Source organism: Paenibacillus daejeonensis DSM 15491 (genome assembly GCF_000378385.1).
In the GTDB taxonomy this organism is placed as follows: Bacteria; Bacillota; Bacilli; order Paenibacillales; family Paenibacillaceae; genus Paenibacillus_D; species Paenibacillus_D daejeonensis.
Window position 1 is genome coordinate 979,707 of sequence record NZ_KB899659.1, and the last position, 15,449, is coordinate 995,155.

19 protein-coding genes and 1 pseudogene are annotated in these 15,449 nt (G+C 51.1%); 5 read left to right on the top strand and 15 right to left on the bottom strand.

Going from position 1 to position 15,449, the window contains the following annotated elements:
- Positions 1-59 precede the first annotated feature (59 nt).
- The 3 genes from F556_RS37640 to F556_RS0104910 are packed head-to-tail and all read right to left on the bottom strand — an operon-like array spanning position 60 to position 1,204.
- The gene (locus F556_RS37640; protein ID WP_020615789.1) at positions 60-227 is read right to left on the bottom strand and encodes a hypothetical protein; all 168 of its coding nucleotides are present in this window, start codon (positions 225-227) and stop codon (positions 60-62) included.
- A 10-nt stretch (positions 228-237) separates the two neighbouring features.
- Positions 238-978: a Rha family transcriptional regulator gene (locus F556_RS0104905; RefSeq protein ID WP_020615790.1), complete on the bottom strand. Its 741-nt coding sequence runs from the start codon at positions 976-978 to the stop codon at positions 238-240.
- A 25-nt stretch (positions 979-1,003) separates the two neighbouring features.
- Entirely contained in the window at positions 1,004-1,204 is a 201-nt protein-coding gene (locus F556_RS0104910) for a helix-turn-helix transcriptional regulator (RefSeq protein ID WP_020615791.1), read from the bottom strand.
- Positions 1,205-1,350: 146 nt separating this feature from the next.
- Here F556_RS0104910 and F556_RS36070 point away from each other — a divergent pair, with 146 nt between their 5' ends.
- Positions 1,351-1,737 carry a helix-turn-helix domain-containing protein gene (locus F556_RS36070; protein WP_020615792.1) on the top strand — a complete coding sequence of 129 codons (387 nt, stop codon included), beginning with the start codon at positions 1,351-1,353 and terminating at the stop codon, positions 1,735-1,737.
- Positions 1,738-1,976: 239 nt separating this feature from the next.
- On the top strand, positions 1,977-2,192 hold the full coding sequence (locus F556_RS39215; RefSeq protein WP_211222541.1) for a helix-turn-helix domain-containing protein: 216 nt from the start codon (positions 1,977-1,979) through the stop codon (positions 2,190-2,192).
- Between the two features lie 167 nt (positions 2,193-2,359).
- Here the strand turns inward: F556_RS39215 and F556_RS39220 are convergent, their stop codons facing one another.
- Positions 2,360-2,713, bottom strand: a complete 354-nt coding sequence (locus F556_RS39220; protein WP_020615793.1) for a LytTR family DNA-binding domain-containing protein — start codon at positions 2,711-2,713, stop codon at positions 2,360-2,362.
- A gap of 104 nt (positions 2,714-2,817) precedes the next feature.
- Here F556_RS39220 and F556_RS0104925 point away from each other — a divergent pair, with 104 nt between their 5' ends.
- Complete coding sequence (locus F556_RS0104925; protein WP_020615794.1) at positions 2,818-3,246, top strand: hypothetical protein; 429 nt, start codon at positions 2,818-2,820, stop codon at positions 3,244-3,246.
- Positions 3,247-3,302: 56 nt separating this feature from the next.
- Here the strand turns inward: F556_RS0104925 and F556_RS33305 are convergent.
- The 3 genes and pseudogenes from F556_RS33305 to F556_RS0104940 all read right to left on the bottom strand — a co-directional run.
- Positions 3,303-3,650: pseudogene (locus tag F556_RS33305) on the bottom strand (sigma factor); the annotation flags it as partial.
- A gap of 197 nt (positions 3,651-3,847) precedes the next feature.
- Positions 3,848-5,041 (bottom strand): polysaccharide deacetylase family protein, encoded by a 1,194-nt coding sequence (locus tag F556_RS33310; protein ID WP_020615796.1) that lies wholly within the window; start codon positions 5,039-5,041, stop codon positions 3,848-3,850.
- A 161-nt stretch (positions 5,042-5,202) separates the two neighbouring features.
- The gene (locus F556_RS0104940; protein ID WP_020615797.1) at positions 5,203-6,330 is read right to left on the bottom strand and encodes a phosphodiester glycosidase family protein; all 1,128 of its coding nucleotides are present in this window, start codon (positions 6,328-6,330) and stop codon (positions 5,203-5,205) included.
- A gap of 185 nt (positions 6,331-6,515) precedes the next feature.
- On the opposite strand from F556_RS0104940, the gene F556_RS0104945 reads away from it, so the two are divergent.
- A complete protein-coding gene (locus tag F556_RS0104945) occupies positions 6,516-7,124 on the top strand; it encodes a 3'-5' exonuclease (protein ID WP_020615798.1) in 609 nt (202 codons plus the stop codon).
- 55 nt (positions 7,125-7,179) lie between these two features.
- Here F556_RS0104945 and F556_RS36075 read toward each other — a convergent pair whose 3' ends face one another.
- The 8 genes from F556_RS36075 to F556_RS0104985 form a co-directional block, all read right to left on the bottom strand.
- Positions 7,180-7,908, bottom strand: a complete 729-nt coding sequence (locus F556_RS36075; protein ID WP_020615799.1) for a stalk domain-containing protein — start codon at positions 7,906-7,908, stop codon at positions 7,180-7,182.
- 246 nt (positions 7,909-8,154) lie between these two features.
- On the bottom strand, positions 8,155-8,604 hold the full coding sequence (locus F556_RS0104955) for a MarR family winged helix-turn-helix transcriptional regulator (RefSeq protein WP_020615800.1): 450 nt from the start codon (positions 8,602-8,604) through the stop codon (positions 8,155-8,157).
- A 140-nt stretch (positions 8,605-8,744) separates the two neighbouring features.
- The gene (locus F556_RS0104960; protein ID WP_157272616.1) at positions 8,745-9,626 is read right to left on the bottom strand and encodes an urease accessory protein UreD; all 882 of its coding nucleotides are present in this window, start codon (positions 9,624-9,626) and stop codon (positions 8,745-8,747) included.
- Positions 9,577-10,272: an urease accessory protein UreG gene (gene ureG, locus F556_RS0104965; RefSeq protein WP_020615802.1), complete on the bottom strand. Its 696-nt coding sequence runs from the start codon at positions 10,270-10,272 to the stop codon at positions 9,577-9,579. The genes F556_RS0104960 and ureG overlap by 50 nt, the downstream gene beginning before the upstream one ends.
- Positions 10,273-10,309: 37 nt before the next feature.
- Positions 10,310-11,002, bottom strand: coding sequence for an urease accessory protein UreF (locus F556_RS0104970; protein WP_020615803.1), 693 nt, complete (start codon positions 11,000-11,002; stop codon positions 10,310-10,312).
- Between the two features lie 22 nt (positions 11,003-11,024).
- Positions 11,025-12,740: an urease subunit alpha gene (gene ureC / locus F556_RS0104975; protein ID WP_020615804.1), complete on the bottom strand. Its 1,716-nt coding sequence runs from the start codon at positions 12,738-12,740 to the stop codon at positions 11,025-11,027.
- Complete coding sequence (locus F556_RS0104980; RefSeq protein ID WP_020615805.1) at positions 12,737-13,105, bottom strand: urease subunit beta; 369 nt, start codon at positions 13,103-13,105, stop codon at positions 12,737-12,739. The genes ureC and F556_RS0104980 overlap by 4 nt, the downstream gene beginning before the upstream one ends.
- 17 nt (positions 13,106-13,122) lie before the next feature.
- The gene (locus tag F556_RS0104985; protein ID WP_026297110.1) at positions 13,123-13,422 is read right to left on the bottom strand and encodes an urease subunit gamma; all 300 of its coding nucleotides are present in this window, start codon (positions 13,420-13,422) and stop codon (positions 13,123-13,125) included.
- A 289-nt stretch (positions 13,423-13,711) separates the two neighbouring features.
- On the opposite strand from F556_RS0104985, the gene ilvD reads away from it, so the two are divergent.
- Positions 13,712-15,397: a dihydroxy-acid dehydratase gene (gene ilvD / locus F556_RS0104990; protein WP_026297111.1), complete on the top strand. Its 1,686-nt coding sequence runs from the start codon at positions 13,712-13,714 to the stop codon at positions 15,395-15,397.
- Positions 15,398-15,449: the final 52 nt, after the last annotated feature.

Here is a 15,449-nt window from a genome sequence, read left to right on the forward strand (position 1 = left end):
CTATTCCAAAATGGAATACCTGGGCCCGGATAAGCTATAAATGAATTGTTCTAGATGCTTTATAATGAAGCTATACCGTTCCCCACTCGCCGCCGGCCACTCAGATCGGCGGCTCTTTTTATAAAATCTGGCTTGCTCATTTCTTGGCGGACAAGCTTACTTGCATGAACCTGAGCAGCCTTTTTGACTCTCTCTGCATGGGGGCCGAGGATGAAATTGACTTTCATAGGGCGCCTCCTATGCCAGCTTCGCTGACTGGCTCAAGAATTTGTTAATGAAGTAAATCTGACCTTTGCCGGTGATTTTAGTTGTTCGTGTTTGCTTCGTGCCCTCACTGGCACTTGAACGAAGTCCGATTTTCACTTCCATGATGCCGAGATCCATCGAACGCTGCGTAGGCATGTTGTACTCGCTGCCGCCTTTAATGAGGTAACCGTTCTGACGGAGCCAATCGAAAAGCCGTTTCTCACCAGTGTTGATCCCGTTTTGGCGCAGCAGCTTCGAAAGATCCGCGACCAGGATTGAATCCTCGGATACTTGTAGCGATTCGGCAAACACTACTAGAGGACGTTCAGCCTCGATCTGACCTTGAAGCATGCTGTTCTTTTCCGCTAGGTCAGCAGCCAACCTCAGCGCTTCTGGTAGGGTTCCTGGTAAAACGAACGGATTAACATTCAACGCATCGCGCATCCGGTTAAACTCAGCAATATACCTTTCCTTGAACCGAGCTGCTTCGCGGCCGGTGTAGCCCATGACCAGGAATGCAAAGCCGTCTTGAGTGATGAGATACTTCGGGTAAGTACGACCACGATCGCTCCGGTATGTTGACTCGCCAAAATTGGCGGTTGAGAATTCCGGACTGCAATCTAGGGTACGTATGTCCCGGATTACCTTGTCGTGATCCTTGCCGAACGTTTCGGCGATGGTCAGGCTGTCGGTGATAGGGCGGCCGTTTTGTATAAAGACTAAATTTTGCATTATTGTTGCCTCCTATATGTGCGTTTTACGCACTTTCTGGGCGAAAAATAACACTGATATTTTTTTTCAATTCTCTAGCTATAGCTTGGGCTACTTTTAAAGAAGGGTCATGCTCGCCTCTTTCGATATTCGCTAAGTAAGCTCTTGTAATTCCAATTCGCTGGGCAAGCTCCAGTTGCGTCAAGCCTTTTGATTTTCTAGCAGCTATTAGCTCGTTACGTTTCATAAGATGCAACTCCTTTCATGTTCGTTATTCGCACCTCTTATTCATAGTATATGTTCGTTTAGCGCACTTGTCAATAAAAAGTTCGTTTTACGCACTGTTTATTTTACGAACACTGAATGTTAATATATTTCGTGAGGTGGATTAAAGTGAACTTTCCGCAAAGACTAAGGGAATTAAGAGAATCGAGAGGTTTATCGCAAGAGGATTTAGCTGAGATTTTGGGGATTCCTCGTTCTTCTATAACTCATTATGAGCAAGAAGATCAGGATCGTTTACCGCGAAGAAAAAGATTAGAGCAAATCGCCGATTATTTCAAAGTGAAGATTGATTATTTATTAGGAAGGGATAACGAAAAAGAAGACTCCGCCATTGTTGATGAGGAATCATTTCGTTATGAAGCTCAGGAAAATAAAACAGAATCCATTTTAAGAGAGATAGTTAAAAAATACGACCTAGATCTGACCAATCCAGGAGAAAAGGAAAAGCTCGAGAGGATTATTGAAATTGTTACTGGAGATTCAAAAAAGAAATGAAGTCAATTAAGTCATTAGTTTCTACATCTTCAAGCCCTTTAATTTTTGATTTTAGTTTTTCGATTTCATCTCTATCTTTCTGTTTCATAATGACACCGCCCCTTTTTTATGTAAAATACGATGACCGCGGTTTCAAAAAAACAATTATTGATCAGTTTATGTCACTGTTTGTCCATTATATGCGAATGCCTGTTCGCATTCAAGGTTAATATTAGAAAATAAATACGGGGAGCAGTATGATGCGGTATTTACCGGATCGCTGCCGCCTTCTCGAATGGTATAAAGAATCAGGTATTTCACAGCGTGAAGTGTCAATTATAACTGGGATATCAGACAGCCATCTATCCGATTACGCACATAATCGAAGAACGATGAGTCTTCCCACATTAATGACAGTAGCCATGGCTCTGAAAATGGAGAATCCGATTCAATTATATACCTGGAAGACTAAATGAGAAGGCGCGGAGGGAACACCCTCCCGATCCGGCCAAGATTTCCCCATATGGGGAAACAAACCCCGCACCGCTATGTGCTCCTCTTCATTATAGATGGGTATGTCAGAAAAATCTGTCGAATGAAGTCGAATAAACGAGAGTGGACAGTTCAGGGGGGTTGAACTGTATCACTTTCCCTCAACCATGCGGGATCTCCCCGAAACTAAAATTTCGACATTATCGATAAATGTTATGCGCAATTCCTTCCCAACTCGCTCAATCTTCTTAACTCTGCTGTTGTTTATTATTTTGGATCTGTCGTATTGGACAAATCCATAGTCTGCGAGAGCTTGAGATAAGTCCTTAAGCGTCATGAGTGGAGCGTAAGATCCGCTAGCAGTATGATAAACCGGCACCAGGCTAGAAGACGTACGCGGCCGATACAAATCGATGTAATCGACGGCCGACAATGCGAACACTTTGAAATCTGTTTCATCACCTTTTCTACCAACCGTTTTAACCCCAACTATCTTTATGACCATCACCTCTGTAGATTCTAGTTGCCCCAACCTATATTAGTTGAATTTTCCAGAGTGGTCATCGGTCAATATGTGGAAGCAAATAAATATAATAAGGAGATTTTGAAATGGCTGACAATCAAGGGTCCCCTAAGGTGAATTCGAATAAAGGATGTCTGTTCTTTATATTATTTTTTGCGCTCGTCGCACTCTTCGTTGCAACAAATTTAAAAGAGGAATCGCCGGATGCTGCTCCAAAGAAAAGCACGAAGAGCGAACCCAGTTCTACGCTGGTCATGAGTGGCCAGAATGGAAAATTGAAAACCACGACTTACATAGGCTTAGGGGAGTCCAAGGACAACTATAATGAAATGATGAAGTATATCGTCGCAGACAATTTGGACGCAGTAGGTAGGATGCTGCTGGATGGAAGAATAACGATGGGTAAGGCCGGGGATGCCGTAACAGTGATTGACCGGGGTATCATGAACACAAAGATAGAGCTGCTAAGCACAGGTCAGCGCGGGTGGGTGCCATCAGAGTTTGTTATCAAGTGAAGTAAGAAAGGAGCCTCGCAGCTCCCTTTTTTTATGATCCCATGCCCCTCTTCTGACATTAAAGACTCATTTTCTATACATCTAGCCGCGAACGTCGCCAGCTTCGTGCCTTTGCCCGTCTGGAAGCTCTCGATTGCCTTGATCAGGCCAATGGTGCCGATAGAAATGAGGTCCTCCAGATCTTCGCCGGTGTTATCGAACTTCTTGACGATATGGGCAACCAAACGGAGATTATGTTCAATAAGCAAATTACGTGAGTGTTGATTGCCCTGCGCAAACAATGCCAGATGCCGGGCCTCTTCCTCTTCCTGCAACGGCTGTGGAAACGCGTTATTTTTTACGTACGAGACGAGCATGGACAGCTGCTTAATGAATAAAGCAACCGCCGTTAATAAACCTGGCATGTCATCGGCCACCCCCACCATGTGATGCCGGGGTCCCTGCTCCCCGGAACAAGACTGTTGTACAGTGTATGTGGGCGGCGGCCTATCTGTGCCTGTACGGAATTCTTTTAGTCGATTTGCATGATCAGGCTGTTGAAAAAGAAAAGCCTACAGTTACGGATATGTATTAGGCGTATCATACTTGGCGAATAGCTCCTTTAGCGAAGCTTTAATTCGACCAGGTTATCCCGTGCGTTCCAGGTTAGCTGGATGCCATAAGCTTCACAGAATGCCCGCAGCGGAATCAACCCCGTCTGTTCGTCCTGCGGCGGCTTCACCCCCTGCAAATTGGAGATCGTACCATCTATAACAAGCGTGGGAACGCGTGCCGTTGTTGCCGCAAGGTCGGTCACGGCATCGGAAGGGACTTCAATCTGATAGGCTTGCAAGTGTGACAACAACGCCTCTCCAACACTGGGCGCATTGATACGGAAACCAAATGGCTCACCGGGTTGGTTGCTACCCGGGCGAGTAGTGAAGGAGAGCGGTACGCCGAGCTCCTGGAGCGTTTGCTGCAACATGTCATTGAATGCACCGTAAGGGAAAGCGAATACTTGGCTACCCTGTCCAAGCTCCTCCTGCAACCGCTGCTCAGCCAGCTTGAGGTCGGCCTTGATGCGGCGCAGATATTCCGTATCGCTCTCGTTGCGTTCCTCCCGTTCCAGATAGAGGTAGTTGGAGAGGAGTGGCCCCTTTTTATGTTTCACATTGACTTCGCCATATTGGTGAGAGTCATAGGAATGACTCTGGAAGCTGAAGCCTTGTTCTTGCATCTCTCGCATCTGATCCCAACTCATCTTGGGGCGTCCGCTCTGGTTGTCGATCGATGAGACGATGACGAAGTTGGTGGCTGTGTATCCATACTCGCGCAGCAGTGGATAGGCCAGTGTGTAGAAGGTCTCATAGCCATCGTCGAAGGTGAGTAATACGGCATTGTCCGGCACCGAAGCGCCTTCCAGCATGAAGGCCGTGTATTGCTCCATCGTGATGACGTTGAATTGATGCTCCTTTAGCAGACGCATCTGATTGGAAAAATCTCCTATATACATTTCATCCGGGGAATTTGGATCTTCTGTCAGATCGTGATACATCAATACAATAACTTTGTTGGAATAATAATTATCGCTTTTGTCCGGTGGCATGTCGATCCACTGAATAGGCACATCCAGCTTCTCCCGGATGAAGCTATCCGGGACATATAGAACCCTTTTTTTCCTGACCACTTCCAGTTGATCGATCCGTTCTCCGTTGACAGACACACTTACCGGTTCGGATTGGCCGCATGCGGTCAATCCGATGCATAGCAACATTAGGCCAATCAGCTTTGTTAATCGTCGCGCTTGAATATCCATTATGACGTCTCCTTTACTCTGGGGAATGATTGCAGCGATACTCAACTGACACCCATTGTAAGGAGGACATCTTAACGGAAAGAAACTCAAATGCTTAATAATTGCTTACGGTTTGCTGAAGTTCTGTCCAGTCTTTAGCTTGTAAAAAGAATGTCGGACGCTTAATACACAATCAGCGCATTACTGATTTTGCGTCCCGGGTTCGTGATATAGCTGCCGTTATAATACAGCCCGCTTGATGCCCCGCCATCTAGGTTCATGGCCTGGTAGGCGCCCACCTGCTTCATCAGCTGGGCAAGCTGGGGAATGGTCGCTCCCCGGGAGGTCAGCAGGATCAGCTTGTGGTCCCGCGTCAGCCCGACTGCACTGCGGGCACCCCCGTTGCTGAGGATCTTTGGATCCTTAAATCCGCCCAAATCGGGATGGGACACTTGACCATTCACGACCAGCCGCGGGCCTGCCTGAAGCGCACCAAACAGATCACCTTGCTCGTATCTGCTCGTAAATTCGCCTCCCGGGACAAACTCTACATTGTTATGCTTATCGAAGACGAGAACCGTCCGAGGATCGCCAGAAGCTTTTTTGACCAGATCGCCCTTGTGAACAATATAGCCATAAGGCGTCTTGTGAGATTGATCGGTGTACGCATCGAAGAACGTACCATTAATGGCCGCCAGCGCCTTATAGCGAGCAGCAATGGATTTAAGCTCTTCGGTGCGCCCCACCTCGCCACCGGCCAGCCCAACACCTAGGTTCACCTGGGGATGCAGCAGGGTGACTGTCAGCATCTGAACGTCAAAGGACTGCCTGCCAATCTTCAGCGTCTTCTTGCTCTGAACGATCCGAGGCTGGTTCTCCGGAACCGCCCCGCGCGGTACGACGGGGAGTCTGAGTGCGCCTTGGGCACGCTCGGCCACTACTGCTCCGAGGTCCGCTCGCCATTGCAACGCGATTCCGAGCGCTTCTCCGATAAAACGAAGCGGAACATAAGTGACCCCTTGTTCAATAAAGGGAGCTGCCTCCAACTGAAAGGCCTGATTGCCGCGCAGCGCTTCCTTCTTGCCTACATATAAACGGATTCGTTGTTCACCCTTGGAGATATCCACTCGTTGATTGGGCTTGTCCCACGCCACTTGGGCGCCAAACGCCTCACCAATCAGGCGAATCGGGACAAACGTGCGGTTATGAGCGGTATCCATCAGACCATAAGGCTTCGCCGCTGCTCCAGCATTCCCGGCTTGCAGCAGCAGCCCCAAACATAATAAGAGACATAACGAGACTTTCTTCATAAACGATTCCAAGCTCCTCTTCGACAAATTTCGCAACATTCCTATTCTAATCCCCTGCTGCTAAATTGTAAATTGTTCCAGATTCCGTGATATCGATAACATGACTTTTTTGCAGGAAATGTCGCGTTCCTGTCGAATTCGTACAGACAAGGTGAAACGACTATCCAAGAATAGAAGGTGAATCGATGCAGCTGGACAATATTACGGTTCTGGACTTTGAGACCAGCGGCCTGAATCCTTCCCGCGACCGGGTCATTGAGATGTGTGCCATCCGTTGTGACAAAGGGGAGATCGTCGGACGCTTCAATACCCTCATCCAATTCGAAGGCCCGTTGGCGCCTAAAATCACAGAGATTACGGGGATTACCTCACCTATGCTAGAAGGGGGAATGGATGAAGAGACGGCCTTTCGCATCCTGAATCGGATGATTGGCTCCAATCTGATCGTTGCGCACAACGCCGCATTCGACCTTAGTTTTTTGCATTATACGTTAATGAGACTGGCTGGCCGCTCGTTCAGCAATCACTTCATTGATACGTTGACAATCAGCAGATTGTACCATACCTACCCCCATACGCTGCAGGATATGTGCAATACGTATGGAATCCAACTGGACCAGGGTCACCGGGCCGATTTTGACGTACTAGCTACCTGGGAGCTGCTGAAGAAATTCAACCGTCAGTATGATCTGAATGCCATGGTTAATCGCCTCGGCTACGTCGAGAAGTACGGACCGCCCAAATGGGCACCCGACTGGGCCCAACTCGAAGGCATGCGACTCAAATTTGCTTAAACGATACATAAAAAGCCCTCGCCTGAGCCAATGGCTCTCAGCGAGGGCTTTGTCATTATTTAAGATTTATCATCAGATCAGTATACTTTTCAACACCGCGGTTTGCTTTTTGTCCCGCATCGTAAGAGAGCGAATCGCCACGGCCACGACTGTTCGAGTAACTCCGCCAATCCGATTCCAATTCGGATTTGACGAACTTCTTCAGACTTTCATAGGACGCGTCATGTGCTTTGAGTGCATCCGAATACATCGTGAGTATCTGCTTCAGATCGTTACGCTCATTGTGACGGTTCATCCATGCCGTCAATTCGTTCACGGAATCTACCAATTCATTATATGTATCCCGTACATCCTCGAAAGGATCATAATTAGAATTCAGATCTTCTTGATCCGTCAGCAAGGCAAACATGACGTGCAAATCCATTTTATCCTCTAATGCTTCCAGTGCACGGTACTGCATGGCAATCGAAGCGTAGAGCTTCGCCTTGTCCAACGTCTGATCGTGGACTTCCGGCGCAATACCGCCTGGCTTTTTAATATCAACCGTCTTGGTATCATTATCCCATTTGTACTCCAGACCCGCCTGCTGCAGCAGATAGAGCGGCACCAGTGTCCGGTTGTCATAGTTGATAGCTGGCGCATCGGCTACCTTAACCGGCACTCCTTCAACGGTGAGTCTTACGATGTCATTCCCTTTATAGGTCCCCCACAGACCTGCTGCACTTACGACCCCACCCAAGCAAAGGGCAAATAAAACCACTAACAAACCAATTTTCTTCTTCAAGCACATGTTCCTCCTACACATAAGTTAGCTGCCTTATTTCTCCATGGGTTGTTTTGCACACACTGGTCATAAGAGCATCCACTACCCAATAATACCATTTGGAATCAATTTGGGATATATAGGAATACAGCAGTCAAAACCAGGACTATTGAATTAATTTTTCATAGAAATTGCGCCATGAATAAGGCCTCCGGAGGGAGGCCTTCACGTGCAATATAATATTTTCAACTCTGTGACTCGCCTACCTCATCTTGGCGTTGACACAATCTTGCTGATTAGACGAGTCAGCTCCAGGACCTCCGGCTCCTCCAACTCCTTGACCAGCCGCTCCATGATGCCGATTCGCTTGGCATGGATCGCTTCGACGAGCTGGTGGCCGGCAGGTGTGATATCCAGCAAGACGACCCTGCGGTCCGATTCCGGTCGCTCCCGACGGATCAGGTCCATCTCGATGAGCTGGTCGGCCAGCCCCGTTACGGCTCCGGACGTAACAAACAGAGTTTCCGCTAAAACTGACGCTTTGAGCGGTCCGCTCTCGGCGAGAATAATTAAGATGCGTGCCTGGGTCACATTCAGGCCGCCAATGCTTTCTTTATCCCATTCTGCTGCGATCAGCTTCCGTAACTGTCGAAAAGCTTCATCGAGCGCGATCATTTCCTTGCGATCCCATTCGCCCACCCGGGATTCAGCTACCATGACATGTCTCCTTCATGCGGGACTGCTGTCGGCCAGCCGTCCGGCTACACAATTATCCATTTGAACACCTTATTATACCCGCAGTTGCCCTGATCCGCAATAAAACCGCTGCGTAATGGCCGCAGCGGTTGAATGCAGAATCACTTGCGGAACTGAAGCGGCGCTGCGTCAAGCAGCTCCTTGCGAATCACGGTCCATGCCGCTTCCAGCACCTCCTGCAGGTGCCACGCCGCGCGTCCCGCTGCGAGCACGGCTAAACCGTACCGATGTGTCAACGACACACCACAGGTTAACCTGTCGTCACGGACGGGCAGTCGATCAAGCGCTGCCCGTACAGCCTCCACATGCTGTACACCAATGCGCTCGGAGAACACATAGAATGTCCCCGTGTGCGTCAGGTCCTCCCAGGCTCCAGCCGATTGCAATTGGTGCAAGGCTGGGTCAATGCGCTGCCGCTGACCAAAGATCAGCTCTCCCTCATAGGAGACCTGCAGCCGGTTGTCCAGCCACTGATAATCGAACGTCTCCCCGCGCAGCGTGCGCCCGGGACATAACACCTCTGCTTGCATCCATACCGAACCGCGGCCCATCTCTACCTTCGTTTCATTGCGAAAAGCGGCATCCTTGTACAGCATCACTGGCTCCATCATACTCTCAACAATTGCATCCGAAGCAAGCGTGAATTGTTGCTTCATCGAGGCACAGCCGCCGACGTCACAGGGATGTACTTTGGTATAGCTCTGGTTGGTCAGATACAGATGCGTACCGGGGCCAGCTTCCCAGCTAAGCTCATAATGATCGCCTTTCAGCAGACCCGGCGAGACGTCCAAGACGATCGCACCGAGCTGTTCCTCCAATTGAAACGTTTTGGCGATCTTGATCGGGGCGGTATGATACTTCTCTGCCAGCACTGTACGTCCATTGCGGTGCGCAAATGACGCTCTCAGCTCCGCACGTCTCAGTGGATGCGCATCAACCGTGAGAATGGGTATGCTCCTCACCACGGGCATGCGCCATTTCATGCTCGATCCAATCGATAATCGCTTGAACGCCTACGCCGCCATGCAGGTTGGAGAATACATAAGGTCTGTCTCCGCGCATCCGCTGCGTATCGCTCTCCATCACTTCCAGGCTGGCGCCTACATAGGGAGCTAGGTCAACCTTGTTCACCAGCAGTAGGTCCGATCGCATAATGCCGGGTCCGCCTTTGCGGGGGATTTTCTCTCCTTGAGCAACATCGATAATATAGATGAAGCGGTCAACCAGCTCCGGGCTGAAGGCCGCTGCCAGGTTGTCTCCACCGCTCTCGATAAAGATAACGTCGAGCTCTGAGAAGCGTCCCTGCAGCTCTTCAATCGCTTCAAAATTCATCGAGGCATCCTCGCGAATGGCGGTATGCGGACAGCCGCCGGTCTCGACTCCGATAATACGTTCTTCCGGCAAAACCCCTGTTCCAAGCAGAATCCGGGCATCCTCTTTGGTATAGATGTCGTTGGTGATGACGCCAAGCGAATATTTGTGGCTGAGCTCTCTGGCAATGACCTCAACCAGAGCCGTCTTGCCCGATCCAACCGGCCCGCCAATCCCGATTCGCAGCGGTCCCGACCGGCCCAGTGCCGGCGCTTCCCAGCCGCCATGATGATGAGTATGTCCCTGTCCTTGACACATATCGCATTCCTCCAAATGTAGTCTTCTGATCGAGCCTTTAAGACATGAATAACCGTGAATACAGCGTCTCGTGTCTGATCATTGCAATCTCGACCAGCGGCATATTGGACCACGCCTCTTGTGGTTGCATGCCACGAACCATTTCCCACGCCGCTGGCGTCTGAGCCGCGCAGCGGGCGATGATTGCCTGCCCCTCGGTCTGGCCGATTGACATCAGTCGTAATGCACTGCCTATCGAGGTCACTATACAATTGTACATATATCCTTGAACCGCTTGCTCTAACGAAATATTCAGCTCTGCACACAAATAGCCATAGACCAGCGGGTAGGTCCCCAGCGTTTCTCTCTCAGCCGCCGCGCTCGATAACCGGGCCATATCGAGCTGTGGAAAAACGGCCTCGGAGAGCTTGATCAACCGGCGTCCCATCTTCTCCATACCCGACCGCGTCTCTACGGCAAGGCGCTGCACATGCACCAGCCGTTCCACGTGCCAAGTTTCCTCCCAATGTCCGCTCTCGCGGGCGTTGTAGACCGCCTTGATAATCATTGCATCGGCAGGTGCCCAGCTCTGCATCATCATGGTTACCGTGTAGGCCTCCAGTTGCTCCGATGTACGCACACGGCCCTCTTGAACCAATGTCTCCAGTCCAAACGAATGCGAAAACCCGCCGATGGGAAGCGCTGAATCGAGCAATTGCTGCAGAGCCAGCCAAGCTACCGGCGCATTCATGAGCACTCCGCCTTCCCTTGAATCAGAATAAGAAATAGCGCTGAGCCATCGGCACGACCTCGGCAGGTTCGCAGGTGGCCAGCTCGCCATCTACCCGAACTTGATACGTTTCGGGGTCCACATCAATCGTTGGCGTGGCATGATTGTGAATCATATCCTTCTTGCCGATGTTGCGGCATCCCTTCACAGGCTCAATCCGCTTTTGCAGGCCAAGCTCGGTTGCAATCCCCCGGTCGTATGCAGCCTGAGAAACGAACGTAATGGAGCTTTTATACTTGGCTTTGCCCAGAGCGGCGAACATCGGCCGGCCAAACACAGGCTGCGGCGTCGGGATGGATGCGTTGGGATCTCCCATCTGAGCGTAGGCAATGCTGCCGCCCTTGAGCACCAGATCCGGCTTGACCCCGAAAAAGGCGGGACTCCAGACGACCAAATCCGCAAATTTGCCGACCTCAAGGGAACCTACCAGATGCGAAACCCCATGTGTAATCGCCGGATTAATCGTATATTTGGCAATGTACCGCTTGATCCGAAAATTGTCGCTTGCTTCATCATCCGGTGCCAGCGGCCCTCGCTGCGCTTTCATCTTATCTGCGGTCTGCCATGTCCGAATCACGACCTCGCCCACCCGTCCCATCGCCTGGGAATCGGAGCTGATCATGCTGAACACGCCCATATCGTGCAGGATGTCTTCGGCCGCAATTGTTTCTGGACGAATGCGCGAATCGGCAAACGCCACGTCTTCCGGAATCCGACTGTCCAGATGGTGACAAACCATCAGCATGTCCAAATGCTCTTCGATCGTGTTGACCGTAAACGGACGAGTCGGATTAGTTGAGGACGGCAACACATTGCCCTCCGCTGCTGCCCGGATAATATCCGGCGCATGGCCGCCGCCTGCCCCTTCGGTATGATAAGTATGAATCGTGCGGCCGCCAATAGCCGCCAGTGTATCTTCCAGGAAGCCACCCTCATTCAAGGTATCGGTATGGATCGCAACCTGAATATCATGCTGATCCGCCGCTTGCAGACAGGCATCAATGGCCGCCGGTGTCGTGCCCCAATCCTCATGAAGCTTCAGTCCGATCGCCCCTGCCTCAATTTGTTCAATCAACGGTCCAGTAAACGAGGCATTGCCTTTACCCGTGAACCCAAGATTCATGGGGAACTCTTCGGCAGCTTCCAGCATCCGCTGCATATGCCAAGCGCCCGGCGTACAGGTCGTAGCGTTGGTGCCAGTCGCAGGCCCTGTGCCGCCGCCGATCATCGTTGTGACCCCTGAAGAGAGGGCTGTCTCGATTTGTTGTGGACATATGTAATGAATATGCGAATCTATGCCGCCTGCTGTAACGATTTTGCCCTCGCCGGCAATTACTTCGGTACTGGCGCCGACGACCATATGCTCGTCCACACCATCCATCAGATCGGGATTGCCGCCCTTACCGATACCGACAATCATGCCGTCCCGCAAGCCAATATCGGCTTTGATGATGCCTGTATGATCAATAATGACAGCATTCGTAATCAGTGTATCCAATACGCCATCGCTGCGCAGCGCGCCGCTCGACTGACCCATACCGTCCCGGATGACCTTACCGCCGCCGAATTTGCACTCATCGCCGTAGACGGTGTGATCCTTCTCGATACGCGCCCACAACCCGGTATCCGCGAGCCGGATGGCATCGCCTGTCGTCGGGCCGAACATCTGGGCATAGCTCTTGCGGTCCATCATGCTCATGATTGTTTCCCCTCCCACTGCTGCAGCCGCTGGCGCACATCCTCACCCATTGCTCCGGCTCTTGCCTCGCCCCGGGTAAGGTTATTCAATCCGTAGGACAGCTTTCGTCCGCCCAGCTCGACAAGCCGTACCGGCTTCTCCTCTCCCGGTTCAAAGCGCACAGCGGTGCCTGCGGGAATATCCAGCCGCATCCCGAAGGCCTGCTCCCGCTCAAAGCGCAGACCGCGATTCACTTCAAAAAAATGAAAATGCGACCCGATCTGAATGGGTCGGTCTCCTGTATTTACAACAATCAGCTCCACAGTTGCTCGGCCGGCATTAAGCTCAATGCTTCCCGGGGCTGTTCTGTATTCTCCTGGTATCATGCCATTCCTCCCGTTCGTCAAATCGGATTGTGTATGGTCACCAGCTTCGTTCCGTCAGGGAAGGTTGCTTCTACCTGCACCTCGTGAAGCATCTCGGGAATTCCGGGCATCACCTGATCCGGTGACAGGATACGCGTCCCGTATTCCATAAGCTGGGCGACAGTTTTGCCATCCCGTGCCCCCTCGAGAATCTCGGAGGTGATGAGCGCGACACTCTCTGGATAGTTTAGCTTGACGCCCCGGTTCAGCCGTCTTCTCGCCAGATCCGCAGCGATGGTTATGAGTAATTTTTCCTTTTCTCGTTCCGTCAAATGCAAGATAATCACCTCATAGGGATCAGATAGTTTCATTATAATGCACGCGCTTCCCGTAAGTAAACCGTTTTATGTCAGCTTAAATGACGCAAATGACAGAAGTGTGAAAGAGTAGTAGACTTCCTTCATTTAGATTAACATTTACTTCACATCGTTTTCCTGATCCTTCCTCCCCTTCCTGTCTGTATACAACCGCTCCAGCTCCCGCAGATTGCCTGTGGCCAAGCCTAGCCAGCAACGGGTGGATATGATAGACTGAAGGGAATGTACTATTCATATAGGAGGGACATCCATGTCTAAGTCAAAAATGCGTTCAGACATGATCAAAAAAGGTTTCGACCGCGCTCCACACCGGAGTCTGCTTCGTGCGGCGGGCGTCAAGGAAGAGGACTTTGGCAAGCCGTTTATCGCGGTTTGTAATTCATACATCGACATTGTACCGGGTCATGTGCATCTGCAAGAGTTCGGCAAGATCGTTAAGGATGCGATCCGCGAAGCTGGCGGCGTGCCTTTCGAGTTTAATACCATTGGTGTTGACGATGGCATCGCCATGGGTCATATCGGCATGCGTTATTCCCTGCCGAGCCGCGAGATTATCGCTGACTCCCTGGAGACTGTTGTCAATGCCCACTGGTTCGACGGCATGGTCTGTATCCCGAACTGCGATAAGATTACACCAGGCATGATGATGGGCGCGCTGCGCGTTAACATTCCGACACTATTCGTAAGTGGCGGTCCGATGAAAGCGGGCAAAACTTCCGATGGCAAGTCGATCTCGCTCTCCAGCGTTTTCGAAGGCGTTGGCGCTCACCAAGCTGGCAAGCTTGACGATGCTGGCCTGTTGGAGCTTGAACAGTTCGGCTGTCCAACCTGCGGATCCTGCTCCGGCATGTTCACCGCCAACTCGATGAACTGTCTGGCAGAGGGTCTGGGTCTTGCCCTGCCGGGCAATGGCACGATCCTGGCTGTCGCTCCGGAACGCCGCGAGTTTGTCAAGAAATCGGCTACGCAGCTCATGGAGCTGATCAAGCAAGACATCAAGCCGCGTGATATTGTCACCATTGAAGCGATCGACAATGCGTTTGCACTCGACATGGCGATGGGCGGCTCCACGAACACGGTATTGCACACCCTTGCCCTGGCCCATGAAGCCGGGTTTGAATATCCGGTATCCCGGATTAATGAAGTGGCTGAGCGTGTACCTCATCTGGCCAAAATCGCTCCAGCATCGGACTATCATATTGAAGACGTGCATAATGCCGGTGGCGTTACTGCCGTTCTCAATGAGCTGTTCAAAAAAGAAGGCGCCCTTCACGGGGACTGTATCACTGTCACTGGCAAAACGTTGCGTGAGAATGCAGCAGGCCATGAGATCCTGGATACAGATGTCATCCACACCATTGACAACCCGCACAGTGAGCGCGGTGGCCTGGCCGTTCTGTTCGGCAACATCGCTCCTGACGGAGCAATCATCAAGGTTGGTGCGGTGGACAAGTCGGTCGGCGGTTACCACAAAGGTCCTGCTATCTGCTATGACTCCCAGGATGATGCGCTCTATGGCATTGCCAATGGCAAAGTCAAAGAAGGCCATGTGGTCGTTATCCGTTACGAAGGTCCAAAAGGCGGTCCAGGGATGCCTGAGATGTTGGCCCCAACCTCGCAAATTGTTGGCATGGGTCTCGGCGCCAAGGTTGGCCTGATCACCGATGGTCGCTTCTCCGGCGCATCTCGCGGTATCAGTATCGGTCATATCTCGCCCGAAGCAGCCGAGGGCGGACCCATCGCATTCATCGAGGATGGCGACATCATCGAGCTTGATTTGGAGAACCGCAAGATTGAGCTCCTGATCAGCGACGAAGAAATGGCTACTCGCCGTGCCAACTGGAAAGGCTTCGAGCAGAAGATCAAGACCGGTTACCTGGGACGTTACTCCAAACTGGTTACTTCGGCCAGCACCGGCGGCGTTATGAAGATCTAACAGTTTTAGCACAAGAATAACCTCCCTTCCCGTGATAACGGAAAGGGAGGTT

Bases quoted from the DNA above. Each gene is read 5' to 3' on its own strand.
- F556_RS37640 (WP_020615789.1), bottom strand. From the start codon at position 227: ATGAAAGTCAATTTCATCCTCGGCCCCCATGCAGAGAGAGTCAAAAAG.
- F556_RS0104905 (WP_020615790.1), bottom strand. From the start codon at position 978: ATGCAAAATTTAGTCTTTATACAAAACGGCCGCCCTATCACCGACAGC.
- F556_RS0104910 (WP_020615791.1), bottom strand. From the start codon at position 1,204: ATGAAACGTAACGAGCTAATAGCTGCTAGAAAATCAAAAGGCTTGACG.
- F556_RS39215 (WP_211222541.1), top strand. From the start codon at position 1,977: ATGCGGTATTTACCGGATCGCTGCCGCCTTCTCGAATGGTATAAAGAA.
- F556_RS39220 (WP_020615793.1), bottom strand. From the start codon at position 2,713: ATGGTCATAAAGATAGTTGGGGTTAAAACGGTTGGTAGAAAAGGTGAT.
- F556_RS0104925 (WP_020615794.1), top strand. From the start codon at position 2,818: ATGGCTGACAATCAAGGGTCCCCTAAGGTGAATTCGAATAAAGGATGT.
- F556_RS33310 (WP_020615796.1), bottom strand. From the start codon at position 5,041: ATGGATATTCAAGCGCGACGATTAACAAAGCTGATTGGCCTAATGTTG.
- F556_RS0104940 (WP_020615797.1), bottom strand. From the start codon at position 6,330: ATGAAGAAAGTCTCGTTATGTCTCTTATTATGTTTGGGGCTGCTGCTG.
- F556_RS0104945 (WP_020615798.1), top strand. From the start codon at position 6,516: ATGCAGCTGGACAATATTACGGTTCTGGACTTTGAGACCAGCGGCCTG.
- F556_RS0104955 (WP_020615800.1), bottom strand. From the start codon at position 8,604: ATGGTAGCTGAATCCCGGGTGGGCGAATGGGATCGCAAGGAAATGATC.
- F556_RS0104960 (WP_157272616.1), bottom strand. From the start codon at position 9,626: ATGAAATGGCGCATGCCCGTGGTGAGGAGCATACCCATTCTCACGGTT.
- ureG (WP_020615802.1), bottom strand. From the start codon at position 10,272: ATGTGTCAAGGACAGGGACATACTCATCATCATGGCGGCTGGGAAGCG.
- F556_RS0104970 (WP_020615803.1), bottom strand. From the start codon at position 11,002: ATGAATGCGCCGGTAGCTTGGCTGGCTCTGCAGCAATTGCTCGATTCA.
- ureC (WP_020615804.1), bottom strand. From the start codon at position 12,740: ATGAGCATGATGGACCGCAAGAGCTATGCCCAGATGTTCGGCCCGACG.
- F556_RS0104980 (WP_020615805.1), bottom strand. From the start codon at position 13,105: ATGATACCAGGAGAATACAGAACAGCCCCGGGAAGCATTGAGCTTAAT.
- ilvD (WP_026297111.1), top strand. From the start codon at position 13,712: ATGTCTAAGTCAAAAATGCGTTCAGACATGATCAAAAAAGGTTTCGAC.